This is a genomic window from Streptomyces spectabilis, assembly GCF_008704795.1.
Classification (GTDB): domain Bacteria; phylum Actinomycetota; class Actinomycetes; order Streptomycetales; family Streptomycetaceae; genus Streptomyces; species Streptomyces spectabilis.
Genome location: NZ_CP023690.1, coordinates 7664425 through 7679392, shown reverse-complemented (window position 1 = coordinate 7679392; position 14968 = coordinate 7664425). Strand labels below are relative to the sequence as shown.

At 73.6% G+C, this 14968-nt stretch carries 13 protein-coding genes and 2 pseudogenes; 6 read left to right on the top strand and 9 right to left on the bottom strand.

All coding sequences use genetic code 11. The features are described from left to right. Positions 1 to 8: 8 nt before the first annotated feature. From CP982_RS33490 to CP982_RS33465, 7 genes are all read right to left on the bottom strand, one after another. The gene (locus CP982_RS33490; protein WP_150513877.1) at positions 9 to 1028 is read right to left on the bottom strand and encodes an ABC transporter permease; all 1020 of its coding nucleotides are present in this window, start codon (positions 1026 to 1028) and stop codon (positions 9 to 11) included. Continuing rightward, a complete protein-coding gene (locus CP982_RS33485; RefSeq protein WP_150513876.1) occupies positions 1025 to 2638 on the bottom strand; it encodes a sugar ABC transporter ATP-binding protein in 1614 nt (537 codons plus the stop codon). Before CP982_RS33485 ends, CP982_RS33490 begins: the two co-directional genes overlap by 4 nt. 103 nt (positions 2639 to 2741) lie before the next feature. Next, the gene (locus tag CP982_RS33480; RefSeq protein WP_150513875.1) at positions 2742 to 3923 is read right to left on the bottom strand and encodes an ROK family transcriptional regulator; all 1182 of its coding nucleotides are present in this window, start codon (positions 3921 to 3923) and stop codon (positions 2742 to 2744) included. Positions 3924 to 4211: 288 nt separating this feature from the next. Beyond that, entirely contained in the window at positions 4212 to 4889 is a 678-nt protein-coding gene (locus CP982_RS33475) for a GntR family transcriptional regulator (RefSeq protein ID WP_150513874.1), read from the bottom strand. A 123-nt stretch (positions 4890 to 5012) separates the two neighbouring features. After that, positions 5013 to 5960: a beta-ketoacyl-ACP synthase III gene (locus CP982_RS33470; protein ID WP_150513873.1), complete on the bottom strand. Its 948-nt coding sequence runs from the start codon at positions 5958 to 5960 to the stop codon at positions 5013 to 5015. 123 nt (positions 5961 to 6083) lie between these two features. Next, positions 6084 to 6257: an MFS transporter small subunit gene (locus CP982_RS41930; protein ID WP_161624915.1), complete on the bottom strand. Its 174-nt coding sequence runs from the start codon at positions 6255 to 6257 to the stop codon at positions 6084 to 6086. Continuing rightward, positions 6226 to 7545, bottom strand: coding sequence for an OFA family MFS transporter (locus CP982_RS33465; RefSeq protein ID WP_150513872.1), 1320 nt, complete (start codon positions 7543 to 7545; stop codon positions 6226 to 6228). The genes CP982_RS41930 and CP982_RS33465 overlap by 32 nt, the downstream gene beginning before the upstream one ends. A 189-nt stretch (positions 7546 to 7734) precedes the next feature. Between CP982_RS33465 and CP982_RS33460 the strand changes: the two are divergent. From CP982_RS33460 to fdhD, 3 genes and pseudogenes are all read left to right on the top strand, one after another. Beyond that, positions 7735 to 7860: pseudogene (locus CP982_RS33460) on the top strand (2-dehydropantoate 2-reductase N-terminal domain-containing protein); the annotation flags it as partial. Next, a pseudogene (locus tag CP982_RS33455) lies at positions 7848 to 8030 on the top strand (2Fe-2S iron-sulfur cluster-binding protein); the annotation flags it as partial. The pseudogenes CP982_RS33460 and CP982_RS33455, both read left to right, overlap by 13 nt. Before the next feature lie 5 nt (positions 8031 to 8035). Further along, positions 8036 to 8893 carry a formate dehydrogenase accessory sulfurtransferase FdhD gene (gene fdhD / locus CP982_RS33450; protein ID WP_150513871.1) on the top strand — a complete coding sequence of 286 codons (858 nt, stop codon included), beginning with the start codon at positions 8036 to 8038 and terminating at the stop codon, positions 8891 to 8893. An 88-nt stretch (positions 8894 to 8981) separates the two neighbouring features. On the opposite strand, the gene CP982_RS33445 is transcribed toward fdhD, so the two are convergent. After that, complete coding sequence (locus CP982_RS33445; RefSeq protein ID WP_150513870.1) at positions 8982 to 9422, bottom strand: MarR family winged helix-turn-helix transcriptional regulator; 441 nt, start codon at positions 9420 to 9422, stop codon at positions 8982 to 8984. Between the two features lie 89 nt (positions 9423 to 9511). On the opposite strand from CP982_RS33445, the gene CP982_RS33440 reads away from it, so the two are divergent. The 3 genes from CP982_RS33440 (at position 9512) to CP982_RS33430 (ending at position 13908) form a co-directional block, all read left to right on the top strand. Further along, positions 9512 to 10435 carry a quinone oxidoreductase family protein gene (locus tag CP982_RS33440; protein WP_150513869.1) on the top strand — a complete coding sequence of 308 codons (924 nt, stop codon included), beginning with the start codon at positions 9512 to 9514 and terminating at the stop codon, positions 10433 to 10435. A gap of 211 nt (positions 10436 to 10646) precedes the next feature. Beyond that, positions 10647 to 12614 carry a sialidase family protein gene (locus CP982_RS33435; protein ID WP_150513868.1) on the top strand — a complete coding sequence of 656 codons (1968 nt, stop codon included), beginning with the start codon at positions 10647 to 10649 and terminating at the stop codon, positions 12612 to 12614. Positions 12615 to 12624: 10 nt separating this feature from the next. After that, positions 12625 to 13908, top strand: a complete 1284-nt coding sequence (locus CP982_RS33430) for a DUF4185 domain-containing protein (RefSeq protein WP_372503463.1) — start codon at positions 12625 to 12627, stop codon at positions 13906 to 13908. On the opposite strand, the gene CP982_RS33425 is transcribed toward CP982_RS33430, so the two are convergent. Continuing rightward, complete coding sequence (locus CP982_RS33425; RefSeq protein WP_150513867.1) at positions 13844 to 14881, bottom strand: bile acid:sodium symporter family protein; 1038 nt, start codon at positions 14879 to 14881, stop codon at positions 13844 to 13846. The two genes, CP982_RS33430 and CP982_RS33425, sit on opposite strands and share 65 nt — an antisense overlap. Between the last annotated feature and the right edge of the window lie 87 nt (positions 14882 to 14968).

Here is a 14968-nt window from a genome sequence, read left to right as displayed (position 1 = left end):
GATGGTGGTCAGGTGGTGGCTGTACGGCGCTGCACCAGGACGGCGGCGACGATGATCGCCCCCTTGGCGATCTGCTGGACGGCGGTCTCCAGGTTGTTGAGCGCGAAGATGTTGGTGATCGTGGTGAAGATCAGCACCCCGAGCACCGAGCCGGTGATGGTGCCGCGCCCGCCGCTGAGCAGGGTGCCGCCGATGATCGCGGCGGCGATGGCGTCGAGTTCGTACAGGTTGCCGTTGGTGTTCTGGCCCGAGCCCGACAGGACGATCAGGAGGAAGGCCGCGATGCCGCAGCACAGGCCCGAGAGGAGGTAGAGGTAGAGCCGCTGGCGCCGGACGTCGATCCCGGCCAGGCGCGCGGCCTCCGCGTTGCCGCCCACGGCGACCGAGCGGCGCCCGAACGTGGTGCGGTTGAGCAGCAGCCAGCCGACGACGGTCACCGCCGCGAAGACCATCACGAGCGGCGGGACGCCGAGGACGTACGCGTCGCGCTCGCCCAGCTTCAGCACGCCGTCCACGGTGACCATCTGGGTCTTGCCGTCGGTGATCTCCAGGGCGAGGCCGCGCCCGGAGGCGAGCATGGCGAGCGTGGCGATGAACGGCACCATGCCGCCGTACGCGATGAGCAGTCCGTTGACGAGGCCGCAGCCGAGGCCGACGACGACGGCCGTGAAGAGGATCCCCGCGAAGCCGTACTCCTGGGTGGCGACGGTCGTCGCCCACACCGAGGCGAGCGCGACGATGGCGCCGACGGACAGGTCGATGCCGCCGGAGATGATGACGAAGGTCATGCCGACGGTGACGACGCCGATGACGGACGCCTGGGTGAGGACGAGCTGGACGTTGTCCGTGTCGAGGAACGCGTCGGGCTGGGTGACGCCGCCGATCACGATCAGGGCGCCGAGGACGCCGAGCAGCGACAGGGTCCGCAGGTCGGCGCGGGCGACGAGGGCCCGCAAGGGGCTGCGCCCGCCGTCCGTCGGGGGGCTCTTCTCGGTGACGGGCCGGGCGGGCGATGCGGGCTGCGTCATGACGCCGGGCTCCCTTCCGTGGTGACGGTGTCTTCCGGGCCATCGGGTCCTGCCGGGCGGTCGGGGCCGCCGGGGTCTTCCGGGGCGCCCGTCGCGGTGCCGGACGCCAGGACGAGGTCGAGCACGCGGTGCTCGTCCAGCTCCCGCGCGGGCGCCGTGTGCACCACCCGGCCCTCGCGGAGCACCAGGACGCGGTCGGCGAGGCCGAGGACCTCGGGCACCTCGCTGGAGACGAGCAGCACGGCCAGGCCCTCGTCGGCGAGCCGCCGCACCACGGCGTACAGCTCGGCGCGGGCGCCGACGTCGACGCCGCGCGTCGGCTCGTCGAGGAGCAGGACCCGGCAGCCGCGCAGCAGCCACCGCGCGAGGACGGCCTTCTGCTGGTTGCCGCCGGACAGGGTGCGGACGGGGACCGAGGGGTTGTCGGGCCTGAGCGACAGCTCCCGCGTGGCGGCGCGGGCGGCCTCCCGCTCCTTGCCGCGGTCCAGCCAGCCGCCGCGCGCGAAGCGGGGCAGGGACGACACCGACACGTTGCGCGTGACGGACTCCAGCATCAGCAGGGCCTGCGCCTTGCGCTCCTCGGGGGCCAGGCCGAGCCCGGCGCGCACGGCCGCGCGGACGCTGCCGGGCCGCAGGGGCTTGCCGTGCACGCGGACGTGGCCCGCGGTCGGCTTGCGCGCACCGTAGATGGTCTCCAGGATCTCGGACCGGCCGGAGCCGACGAGCCCGGCGAGTCCGACGATCTCCCCCGGGCGCAGGGCGAGGTCGAGGGGCGCGAACTCGCCCTCCCTGGCCAGGCCGTGGACGGTGAGGAGCGGTTCGGACGGTGCCTCGCGCGCGCCCTCGGGCCGCTCGGGGAAGACGTACTCGACGGTGCGGCCCGTCATCAGGGCGACGATGTCGCGCGTCGGCGTCTGCTTCGCGGGCAGCCCGACCGCGACGGCCCGGCCGTCCTTCAGGACGGTGACGCGGTCGCCGATGCGGCGGATCTCCTCGAGCCGGTGCGAGATGTAGACGACCGCGACGCCGTCGGCCGTGAGGTCGCCGACGATGCGGAAGAGGTTGTCGACCTCGTCCGGGTCGAGCGCGGCGGACGGCTCGTCCATGACGATGAGGCGTACGTCGTGCGAGAGCGCGCGGGCCATCGACACGATCTGCTGCTGGGCGGCGGACAGCTCCCCCACGAGCCGCGCGGGGCCGATCTCGGCGTGCCCGAGTCGCCGTAGCAGAGCGGCAGTTGCGGCGTGGGCATCGCCCCTTCGGACGACGAAACCGGCCGTCGTCGGCTCGTGCCCGAGGAAGACGTTCTCGGCCACGGACAGGTGCTCGACCAGGTCGAGTTCCTGGTAGATGGTGGCGATGCCGAGCCGCATGGCGGCGATCGGCGAGCGCGGCGTGACCGCGCCGCCGCGCCAGGCGATGGTGCCGCCGTCGGGCTGGTGGGCGCCCGCGAGGACCTTGATGAGGGTGGACTTGCCCGCGCCGTTCTGGCCGAGCAGACAGTGCACTTCACCGGCCTGGACGTGCAGGTCGACGCCGTCGAGCGCGCGGACGCCGGGGAACGACTTGGTGATGCCGGACATGCGGAGCAGCGGTGGTTCTGGTGCCATGACGGTTCCCTTGTTACGGGTGTGGCCGGTTTCAGGGCAGAGCAGGGTGAGCGCTGTGCTGGGGTGCCGGGAGGAAGTGACCTGGAGGTGGTGCGCGGGCAGGTCAGGCCGGTGAGAACAGGTGGTCGCTGATGAGCCGGGCGCCGCCGGTGACGCCCGCGGTGGGGCCCAGCTCGCCGAGGACAATGGGGAGGTTGCCGGTCGCGAGGGGCAGCGACTGGCGGTAGACCTGGGTGCGGATCGCGGCGAGCAGGGTGTGGCCGAGGCCGGTGACGCCGCCGCCGATCACCACGAGACCCGGGTTGAAGAAGCTGACGAGGCCCGCGATGACCTGGCCGGTGCGGTTGCCGCCGGCGCGGATCAGGTCGAGCGCGGTGGGGTCGCCCGCGGCGGCGGCCGCGGCGACGTCCGCGGCCGTGAGCGCGCCGGCCGCTTCGAGGCGGGCGGCGAGCTCCGGCGAACGGCCCTCCTTGGCGGCCTCCTGGGCGTCGCGGGCGAGCGCGGCGCCGCTGAAGTGGGCCTCCAGGCAGCCCCTGTTGCCGCAGGCGCAGGGGCGCCCCTCGGGTTCCACCTGGATGTGGCCGATGTCGCCCGCGCTGCCGGTCGTGCCCCGGTACACCTCGCCGCCGACGACGATGCCGCAGCCGATGCCGGTGCCGATCTTGACGCAGAGGAAGTCGCCCACGGAGCGGGCCACGCCCGCGTGCTGCTCCCCCATCGCCATCAGGTTCACGTCGTTGTCGACCATGACCGGGCAGCCGAGCTCCTGGCTGAGCGCCTCCCGCACGGGGAAGCCGTCCCAGCCGGGCATGATCGGCGGGGCCACGGGCACGCCCTCGGGGAAGCGGACGGGCCCCGGCACGCCGATGCCCGCCCCGTCGAAGCCCTCCGCGAGGCCCGAGGCGCGCAGCTTCGCGGCCATGGCGAGGACCTGCTCGAAGACCGTGACCGGGCCCTCGCGCACGTCCATGGGCTGGTTGATGTGCCCGAGCACCTCCAGCTCGGCGTTGGTGACGGCGACGTCGACCGAGGTGGCGCCGATGTCGACGCCGAGGAAGCGGAGGTTGGGGGCGAGGCGGATGTTGTGGGAGCGGCGGCCGCCGCGGGATGCGGCGAGGCCGTCGGCCACCACGAGTCCGGTCTCCAGGAGGCGGTCCACCTCCACGGCCAGCTTGGACCGGGAGAGGTCGACCTGGTCGCCCAGCTGGGCGCGGGAGTTGGGGCCGCCGTCACGCAGCAGGCGCAGCAGGCGCGCCTGGTGCGCGTTGGCGGGTCGAGCCGTCATGCGTCTCACGCGCCCCTCCCCGCCTCATCGGCCTTGTCCCTCGTACGTGTTGGGCTTTCGAGGGGAACGTAGCAGCGGCTGCCGGGGGTGGGAAGAACTTGCGCGCGAATTGCCCTCGACTTTCTCCTGCGGCAGGACAAAGCCCCTCGCGGGGGCGCCCCAGACCCGCCCCTTCCCGAACAAGGGGGCTCCGCCCCCTTGGACCCCCGTCGATCGGCGCTCCGCGCCTCGTCCTCAAACGCCGGACGGGCTGAATCTCTTCGGCTCGGGCCGTGGGTATGCAGCCCGTCAGGCGGGGGCCCGGTCGTGGTAGGTGCGGCGGGTGTGTTCCGTGTGGGCCCGCATCACGGCCGTGGCGCGGGCCTCGTCGCGGGCGGCGATCGCCGCGATCAGGTCGCGGTGCTCGACCCAGGACTGGACGCCCCGCTGCCGCGCCACCGGCGTGTAGTACCAGCGCACCCGCCGGTCGACGCGGCCCGCCAGCTCGGCGAGGACCACATTGCCCGCGAGCTCCATGACCTTGGCGTGGAACGCCGCGTTCGTGGCGACGACGAGGTCCACGTCCCCTTCGGCGACGGCCGACTCCCCCCGGGCGCACAGCTCTTCGAGCGCCTCGATGCCCGCGGAGCCCGCGTTCGCCGCGGCGAGGCGTGCCGCCTCCGCCTCCAGGAGCGTACGGACCGTGAGCAGTTGGTCCGCCTCCTCCTCCGTCGGCTCGTGCACGAACGCGCCCTGGGCGGGCCTGAGGTCCACCCAGCCCTCGGTGTTGAGCCGCTGGAGCGCCTCGCGCACGGGCTGCCGGGACACGCCGAGGTGCCCGGCCAGCTCGCTCTCGACGAGGTGCTGGCCGGGCTGGAGGGCGCGGGTGGTGATGAGTTCGAGCAGCGCCTCGTAGACGCGCTCGCGCAGCGGGCCCGGCCGTTCCAGCTTGGGCACCGTCCCCTGCGGCAGTCCTGCGGACAACATCCGGTCCCCCTCCTGCGCCACCTGGGCATGGGCTTTTGTCTACAGTTTACCGAGCAGGGTGGCCAGGACCAGAGGGAGTTGAGCCCGCCACGGCCCGCGCCACGGCCCGCGTCACGCCCCGCGTCACGGGCAGCGCACGACCTGTCCCGCGTACGACAGGTTCCCGCCGAAGCCGAAGAGCAGCACCGGGTCGCCGGTGACGATCTCGCCGCGCTCCACCAGCTTGGAGAGCGCGAGCGGCACGGACGCGGCCGAGGTGTTGCCGGAGTCGACCACGTCGCGGGCGACCACCGCGTTCACGGCGCCGATGCGCTCGGCGAGGGGTTCGACGATGCGCAGGTTGGCCTGGTGCAGGACGACCGCGGCGAGGTCGGCGGGCACGAGCCCGGCCCGCTCGCAGGTCGCGCGGGCCAGCGGCGGCAGCTGCGTCGTCGCCCAGCGGTACACGCTCTGGCCCTCCTGGGCGAACCGCGCGGGCTGGCCCTCGATCCGCACCGCGTGCCCCATCTCCGGCACCGAGCCCCACAGGACGGGGCTGATGCCGGGCTCGTCGTCGGGTCCGCAGGCCTCGACGACGGCCGCGCCCGCGCCGTCGCCGACCAGGACGCAGGTGGTGCGGTCCGTCCAGTCCGTGATGTCGGACATCTTGTCGGCGCCGATGACCAGGGCGCGGCTGGCGGCCCCGGCCCGCAGGGCGTGGTCGGCGGTGGCGAGCGCGTGCGTGAACCCCGCGCAGACCACGTTGACGTCCAGGGCGGCGGGCGAGACGAGGCCGAGCCGGGCGGCGACCCGGGCGGCCATGTTCGGCGAGCGGTCGACCGCCGTGGAGGTGGCGACGACGACCAGGTCCACGGACTCGGGCGTGCGCCCCGCCGCCGCGAGGGCCTTGGCGGCGGCGTGCGCGGCGAGCTCGTCGACGGGCTCCTCGGGGCCCGCGATGTGCCGGGTGCGGATGCCGACCCGGGAGCGGATCCACTCGTCGCTGGTGTCCACCATGCCCGCCAGGTCGTCGTTGGTCAGCACCCTGGCGGGCTGGTAGTGGCCGACGGCGGCGATGCGTGAGCCGGGCATGTGCGGGTCCCCTCGTGGTGCCGGATGTGCGGGACCGTCCAGTCTGCTGAGCGACTCACGGGTAGCAGGTGACGTAATGCGACAGGATTGGGACCGCTCGTTTGGATGCTTCTCATCATCGCGTCACCCGGTGAAGAGCTGTCTGGCCTTGTGTACGAGTTCGTAGAGGCCGTATGCCAGGGGCACGGTCACCCACAGCCAGGAGCCCAGGATCAGCGCGCGGCGGCGCGGCGGGCGGTCGGGGCCCGGCGCGGACGCCCCCGGGTCAGCGGGCGGCGGGCTCGGCGGTGTCGTCATCGGCGGCCTCCTTCGGCGCGGCGAGGTGGTGGCGGGGGTGGACGGGGCGGACCAGCTCGTTGGCGACGAACCCGACGACCAGCAGGCCGATCATGATCGAGAAGGAGACGCCGTACAGGGCGGCGCCCTCCTTGCCCGCCTCCTCCTGCCGGTCGGCCACCCAGTTCACGATCAGCGGGCCGAGGACGCCGGCGAGCGACCAGGCGGTCAGCAGACGGCCGTGGATGGCGCCCACCTGGTAGGTCCCGAAGAGGTCCTTCAGATACGCGGGGACGGTGGCGAAGCCGCCGCCGTAGAAGGAGAGGATGACCAGGGCGCAGCAGACGAACAGCGGCTTGGAGTCGTCGCCGAAGCGGGCGATGAGCAGGTACATCAGCGCACCCGCGCCCAGATAGACGCGGTACACGTTCTTCCGCCCGAGCAGGTCGGACGCGGACGACCAGCCGATGCGGCCCGCCATGTTCGCGGCCGAGAGCAGGGCGACGAACCCGGCGGCCGCCGACGCGGAGACCGGTGCCGAGGAGTCCGCGAAGAAGTCGGTGATCATCGGGGCGGCCTTCTCCAGGATGCCGATCCCGGCGGTCACGTTCATGCACAGGACGACCCACAGGCACCAGAACTGTGGGGTGCGCACGGCCTGGCGGGCCGACACCTGGGGCCCCGCGTGCGCGCCCGCCGCCCCCGGGCCGCGGGCGCCCTCCGGCCGCGGGACCCGCACCAGGAGCACCCCGAGCGCCATGAAGAGCGCGTACGTCAGGCCGTGCACCAGGAAGGCGAGCGCGATGCCGGAGGAGTCCAGCATCCGCGCCGACCACGGTGAGGCGATGAGCGCGCCGCCGCCGAAGCCCATGATCGCGATGCCGGTGGCCATGCCGGGCCGGTCGGGGAACCACTTGATCAGCGTGGAGACCGGGGAGATGTAGCCGATGCCGAGCCCGATGCCGCCGACGAAGCCGTAGCCGATGACGACGAGCCAGTACTGGCGGGTCGCGGCGCCGAGCGCGGCCAGCAGGAAGCCGGAGGAGAAGCAGACGAGCGCGACGGACATCGCCCAGCGCGGGCCGTTGCGCTCCACGAACGTGCCGCCGAACGCGGCGGACAGACCCAGCATGACGATGCCGAGCTGGAAGGGCAGGGCGCTCTGGGTGCCGCTGAGGTCGAGCGCGGATTCCAGCGGCGGCTTGAAGACGCTCCAGGCGTAGGCCTGGCCGATGGAGAGGTGCACCGAAAGGGCGGCGGGCGGCACGAGCCAGCGGCTCCAGCCGGGGGGTGCGACGGGGGGCCTCATGATCCCGAACGGTAGGAAGCGCGCGGGCCGTTGGGAAGGGGTGGGCTGTGACGCGTCGACGGTGGGCGAGGTCGCGCGCGGCACCTTGTCCGCCCAACTCCCATACTGTAGGCAGTATTCCATTCCCCGTACTCCCCCCGGGGCAACGAAAGGCCCGTCGGAACCCTCGACCGAACGGAGCGCCCCCTCGTGAGAGCCGCGGTCCTGGGCGCCGGAGCGATCGGCGCCTACGCCGGAGCCGCGCTGCACCGCGCGGGCGCCGACGTCCACCTCGTCGCCCGCGGACCGCATCCGGCAGCCATGAGGCGGCGCGGACCGGGACGACGGCCGTGTGCGCCGCCTACGGAGTCGGCTGCGGCCTCACCCTGCGCGTGCGGGACAATGAGATCGTGAAGGTCACCTCGCCGCACAAGGGGCCCGTGACCCACGGCGCCCTCTGCATCAAGGGCCGCTTCGGCTACCAGCACGTACAGAACCGGGACTGATCGACATGGGACGAGTCACGGAGCGCCGCCGCGTCCTCCGCATCCGCGACGGCGCGGTCAGCGAGCGGCCCGACACGCTCGTCGCCGAGGAGCCGATGGAGATCCGCCTCAACGGCAGGCCGCTCGCGATCACCATGCGCACGCCGGGCGACGACTTCGCGCTCGCCGCGGGCTTCCTCGTCAGCGAGGGCGCCCTCGGCGCGGCGGACGAGCTGCGGAACATCGTGTACTGCGCGGGCGCCACCGAGGACGGCTCGAACACGTACAACGTGGTGGACGTGTCGACCGCGCCCGGCGTCGTCCTGCCGGACATCACCCTCGAACGCAACGTGTACACGACCTCCTCGTGCGGCCTGTGCGGCAAGGCGAGCCTGGACGCGGTCCGCACGAAGGGCCGCTGGCCCGTCGACGACGGTCCCGAGCCCCTGCGCCTGACCCCCGAGCTGCTCGCCGAGCTGCCCGAGCGGCTGCGCGCTTCCCAGCGCGTCTTCGACCGCACCGGCGGGCTGCACGCGGCCGCGCTGTTCTCCGAGGACGGCGAGCTGCTCGACATACGCGAGGACGTGGGGCGGCACAACGCCGTCGACAAGCTGGTGGGTCGGGCCCTCCAGAGCGGCCGCCTGCCGCTGGCCCGCACGGTCCTGCTGGTGTCGGGCCGTGCCTCGTTCGAACTGGCCCAGAAGGCCGTGATGGCGGGCATCCCGGTGCTCGCGGCCGTCTCCGCGCCGTCGTCCCTCGCCGTCGACCTGGCGGCCGAGACGGGGCTCACCCTGGTGGGCTTCCTGCGCGGCGCCTCCATGAACGTGTACGCGGGCGAGCACCGGGTCGCCCTCCGGGCCGGGGTTCGCCGCGCGGCGCGGTAGCCGGGCTGCGCCCCGCCCGGGCCGGGGTTGATCGCGCTGCGCGCTCGTCCTCAAACGCCGGACGGGCTTGAAACCCTCCCGTGGCCGCTCAGGACCCGTTCACCACTCGGGTCAGCATGTCCGTGAACCACTCCCGCTCCCTTTCCGGCAGCGGCGCCAGGAGTTCGGCGTTCGCGCGCTGGGCCGCCTCCGCACAGCGTCGCACCGTGCTGCGGCCCTCGGCCGTGATCGTCACCGCGTTCTTGCGGCGGTCCTTGGGGTCGGGCGTGCGCTCGACCAGGCCCGCGTCCTGGAGGTCGTTGAGGACGCCGACCATGTCCTTGGGGTCCAGCGACACGCTGCGGCCCAGCTCCGCCTGGGCGACGGGGCCGAGGTCGGCGACGGCGGACAGGACCACGTGGTGCCACATCCGCAGGCCCTCGGCGGCGAGGGCGTCGGCGACCAGGGCGCGGCCGCGGGCGGCGGCGCGGCCGAGCAGCCAGCTCGGCAGGGTGCGGATGGTGGACGGGGCGGGCGGGGTCTCACGCATGGGAGGAGCGTACCGAAGAACCATTGGACTTCCCAATGAAGTTGTGGATATCGTTGGGCACCCCAATGGTTTTGCCCGAGGAGGCACGCATGCGTCGCGTTCGGTACGACCGGCCCGGAGGCCCGGAGGTCCTGCGGCTCGAAGAGGCGCCCGTGCCCACGCCAGGACCGGGTGAGCTGCTCGTGCGCGTCGCGGCGGCGGGCGTGACGCTGCCCGTCGTGCGCAAGGTGCGCGAGTCCCCCGAGCCGATACCGCTCGGCGGCGAGGTCGCGGGCGAGGTGGCCGGGCTCGGCCCGGGCGTCACCGGCCACGCGCCCGGCGACCGGGTCACCGGCCTGGTCTTCGGGCACGCCTACGCCGACTACGCCCTGCTGCGCACCGCCATGGCGTCGCCCGTGCCGGACGGCGCGAGCGCGACCGACGCGGTGGCCCTGGTCCGTAGCGGCCTGGTCGCCCACGGCGCGCTCGCAGCGGCGCGGCCCGCACCCGGCGAGTCCGCGCTGATCACCGGGGCGGCCGGCGGCGTGGGCCACCTGGCGGTGCAGCTGGCCGCGCTCCGGGGCGCCGGGCGTGTCGTGGCCGCCGTGTCGGACCCGGCCAAGGCCGACTTCGTGCGCTCCCTCGGGGCCACCGACGTGGTCACCTACGCCCAGGAGGGCTGGGGCGAGCCCGTCGACTACTGCCTGGACGCGGTGGGCGGCGAGCTGCTCGCCCCGGCCCTGGCGGCGCTCGCCCCCTTCGGCCGCCTCGTCGCGTACAGCTCGGGCGGCGGCACTGTGCGGGCGTACGACCTGCTGGTCGGCGCCAAGTCCGTGACGGGATTTCAGATGGCGCTCATCGCCCGGGGCCGCCCCGACACCTACGAGGCCTGGCGCCGGGAGCTGTGGCGGCTCTTCGGAGCGGGCGCGCTGCGGCCCGCCGTGCACGCCGCGTTCCCCCTGGAGGAGGCGGCGAAGGCGCACGAGGTCATCGAGTCCCGCGCCAACCTCGGCAAGGTCGTCCTCGTTCCGTAGCGACGGCCGAGGCGGGGGGGCGCGCAGTCCGCCCCGGCCCTCAGTCTCACCCGTTAGGAGGGTTGATTCCGGACCCGCTCGCCCGTATGGCTTCAGCTACAGGCACGGTTCTTGTGCGGCCCCTGCGGCCCAAGTAGCGTCGGCGCCCCGCACCTTGGACATGGGATGTCCATATGTCCGGTCGATATGGTCACGACGAAGGGCCAGCCGAATGCCGCTGAGACACCGCGCACGCCCCAGACCGCCCCGGCTCGACCACACCGCCCCCGCACGCCTCCGCACGCCCCGGCGCACCGTCGCCGCGCTGACCACCGCCACCCTCACCGCGCTCGCCCTGCCGTCGGCGCTGAGCGGCCCGGCCGCGGCCGGGGACAGGGCGATGCCGTCCTTCGAGCAGCAGATCCTCTTCAAGGCTTCCCAGGATCCGGGCTACACCTGCTTCCGTATACCGGCCGTCGTGAGGACGACGAAGGGGACCCTGCTCGCCTTCGCCGAGGGACGCGTGCACGACTGCAGCGACGCGGGCGACATCGACCTCGTCCTCAAGCGGTCCTACGACGGCGGCCGCACCTGGGGGCCGATGCAGGTCATCAACGAGGGCGCCGGGAACACCCACGGCAACCCGACGCCGATCGTGGACCGGGACACGGGCCGCGTCGTGCTCGCGGAGACCTACAACACGGGACGCACGGACGGCAAGAACTGCGACGTGCCGTGCGACCGCACCCCGCACCTCCAGTACAGCGACGACGACGGCGTGACCTGGTCCAAGCCGCGGGACCTGAGCAAGGAGATCCTGCCCGCCCACTGGAACTCCTGGTACGCGACCGGACCCGTGCACGGCCTGCAGCTCACCCGCGGCCGCCACAAGGGCCGCCTCGTCTTCGCCGTGAACGCCGAGACCTGGAACGGCAGCCGGGTCACCGCCAACCACGCCGCGCTCGTCGTCAGCGACGACGGGGGCGACAACTGGCGGATCGGCGCCACCGACTCGTACGACGTCGACGCCGCCGACGGCACGTTCCAGCAGAAGCCGTCGGAGATGACCGTCACCGAGCGCCAGGACGGCTCGATCTACGTCAGCGGGCGCGAGCAGGACGGCACCGACCTCGGGCACCGCTCCCACACCGTCAGCCGCGACGGCGGCGACAGCTTCATCGCACCCTTCCGCGCCCAGCCCGACCTGTACACGCCCCAGGTGCAGGGCTCGACGCTGCGGCTCGGCAAGCGGCTCCTGCTCGCCTGCCCCGGCGACCCCGACCGGCGCCGCACCATGACCGTCCGGTCCTCCTACGACGGCGGCCGCACCTGGGACAGCTTCGACCGCAGTACCGTCGTGACCACCGACTGGTCCGGCTACTCGGACATGGTGCACGCGGGACCCGACCACGTGGGCCTGATGTACGAGGCGGGCCCAGTCGACGCCCGCGACGAGATCCGCTTCGCGCGCTTCACCGAGGACTGGCTGAAGCCGCGGCGCGGCCCCGACCCGCACACGAGCGACTGGGCGCCCGGCGCGGGCGGCGCCGCGGTGCTCGGCGGCGCACGTCCCACGGACGGCGTCACGGGCGACGCGCTCGCCTTCGACGGCACCGACGACGCGGTGCGCCTGCGCTACCGCCCCCAACTGCCGCTCGGATCACGGGACTTCACCCTGTCCCTGTGGTTCCGCTACGCCGCCACCAGCGGTGAGCAGCCCCTGCTGTGGATGGGCGGCGTCGGCACGAACCAGCCGCAGGTGTGGCTGCGCGGCGAACCCGCCGCGAGCCGCCTCACCGGCCTGATCACCACCCGCGACGGCGGGACGCCGCCCCGCTCGGCCTCCTTGAGCACCCAGGGCGCGTACAACGACGGCGAGTGGCACCACGCCGTGCTGCGGCGCGGCGACGGGACGCTCACGCTGTTCGTGGACGACACCGAGCTGTCCCGGCCCGACGTGCCGGGCACGGTCAGCCGCAACTCGCCGTTCGGCGTGCACATCGGGCAGCGCGTCGACAGCCGGGCCCACTTCGCCGGAGCCATCGACGAGGTACGGGTCTTCAAGCGCGCCCTCACCGACAGGGAGGTCGACGAGCTCGCCTCGGTGGCCGGCGCCGACCGGGGTCGGGCGGGTCGCTCCGCTGTGACACCGGACACCGTCGCCTGGCTTCCCATGGACCGCGTGCGCCCGAGGAACTAGCGTCCCGGGCGTGTCCCAAGCCACACGCCCGCTCACCGGTCCGACGGCGGCGAACCGGCAGCGGGGCGGCCCCGGTTCACCCGTGCTGTGGGTCGCCCTGCTGCTGGTGCTCGCCTGCGCGGCCGTGCTCCTGACGGCCCTTCCGGACGACGAGGACGACCGGAAGGGCCCGGCGGCGTGCACGGCCCGCGGCGTGGACTCCTGGCGGCCCGCGACCGGCCCCACGAACGCGTTCGCCGCGTACGGCGACGACGCGGCGCGCGACGACGACTGGAGCGGCGGCGACGGCACCCACTCGGTGAAGCTGCCCGACGGGCGCGTCCTGTGGCTGTTCTCCGACACCTTCCTCGGCCGCGTGCACAAGCCGCCGAACCTTCAGGGGCAGCCGCACAAGTGGCGTGACGGCACCGCCCCGATGGTGCGCAACTCCGGCGTGGTGATGTCCCGCTCGGGCGGGATCGAGCGGACGCTGCCCACTCCCCTGTTCCACGACCCCGGGCCGGGGCAGTGGCGCTGGCCGGTCGCCGCGAAGGTCGAGCCGCGCGTGCCGGGCGGCGACGAGGAGGTGGTGCGCGTCCTGCTGTGGACCCGCGCCGCGGGCCCCAAGCCGTGGATCTTCGGGGTGCCAGCCGCCACCGAGGTCGCCACGCTCACCCTGCCGGACCTCGCCCTCGAAGGCATCACCCAGATCTCCGACCAGCGCGGCGTCGCCGACCCCGAGAAGCGCGTCCTGTACGGCACCACGACGGTCGACGACGGCGACCACACCTACGTCTTCGGCGGGAACGACGCGCAGACCGCCTCGCGCCCCTCCTCGCACGCCTATGTCGCCCGCGTCCCGCACGGCGCCCTGGGCGACCCCGCGGCCTGGCGCTACTGGGACGGCGCCACCTGGTCGCGGGCGGGCGCGAAGCCGCGCTCGGTCCTCGGCGACAACGGCGAGAAGGGGGTCGGCAGCGCCTTCACCGTGGTCCGGGACGGCGGCACGTACGTGCTGTTCACGATGGCGGCGGGCGCGCGGGGCCTGACCACCGTCACGTCGTACTGGGCCTGCTCGCCGAGCGGGCCCTGGCACGGCCCCGGCAAGGACTTCGCGCCGCCGCTGCCCGAGGACGCGGCCGCGTACAACCCGCAGGCGCACCCCGCCCTGAGCGGCGGCGGCCGCCTCGTGCTGAGCTACGACGTGAACGCGCCGGACGCCACGGCCACGGCGGGCGGGCAGGCCAAGGTCAACCGGAACGTGGAGCTGTACCGGCCGCGGTTCGTGACGCTGCGCCTGTCCCGACCGGAGTGAACTCCTCCGGGTCGTGGGAGCGGCGCTTGGCGATCACCGCGCACACCATCAGCTGCATCTGGTGGAAGAGCATCAGGGGCAGGACCGCGAGCGAGGCCTGCGGGCCGAACAGGACGCTCGCCATGGGCAGCCCGGCCGCCAGCGACTTCTTCGACCCGGCGAACTGGATCGCGACCCGGTCGGCGCGGCCGAAGCCGAGCCGCTTCGCGCCGTACCAGGTCAGGCTGAGCATCAGCGCGAGCAGCACCGCCTCCACGCCGAGCAGCGCGGCGAGCCGGGCGGGGGTGACCTGGCTCCAGATGCCGCGCACCATGCCCTGGCTGAACGCGGTGTAGACGACGAGCAGGATCGAGCACCGGTCGACGAGGCTCAGGACTTTCTTGTGCCGCGCGACGAAGCCGCCGATCCAGCGCCGCAGCACCTGTCCCGCGAGGAACGGCACGAGCAGCTGGAGCACGATCTTCAGGAACGCGTCGGCGGAGAAGCCGCCGCCGGTGTCGGCGAGCAGCCAGGCCACGAGCAGCGGGGTGAGCACCACTCCGGCGAGCGAGGAGAACGTGCCCGCGCAGATCGCCGCCGGGACGTTGCCGCGCGCGAGCGAGGTGAAGGCGATCGACGACTGGATCGTCGACGGCACGAGGGTGAGGAACAGGAAGCCGCTGTACAGCGCGGGCGTCAGGACGTGCGGCACGAGCCCCTTGGCGGCGAGGCCGAGCAGCGGGAACACCAGGAAGGTGCAGAGCAGCACGGTGAGGTGCAGCCGCCAGTGCCGCAGTCCGTCCAGGGCCTCCCGGGTCGAGAGGCGGGCGCCGTAGAGGAAGAACAGCAGCGCGACGGCCGTGGTGGAGGCCCCGGACGCCACGTCGGCCGCGGTGTCCCGGGCGGGCAGGAGCGCGGCGAGGCCGACGGTGGCGATCAGCACCGCGATGAAGGGGTCGACCGGCATCCACGACGGCCAGGACGGGCGTTTCACAGGGCTCCGTGCTCTCGGGGTCTCGGTTCTTCGGGCCCGCCCACGGGCCGGGCCCGGTACGTGCCCTCTCCATGTTCCTCCTGTTCG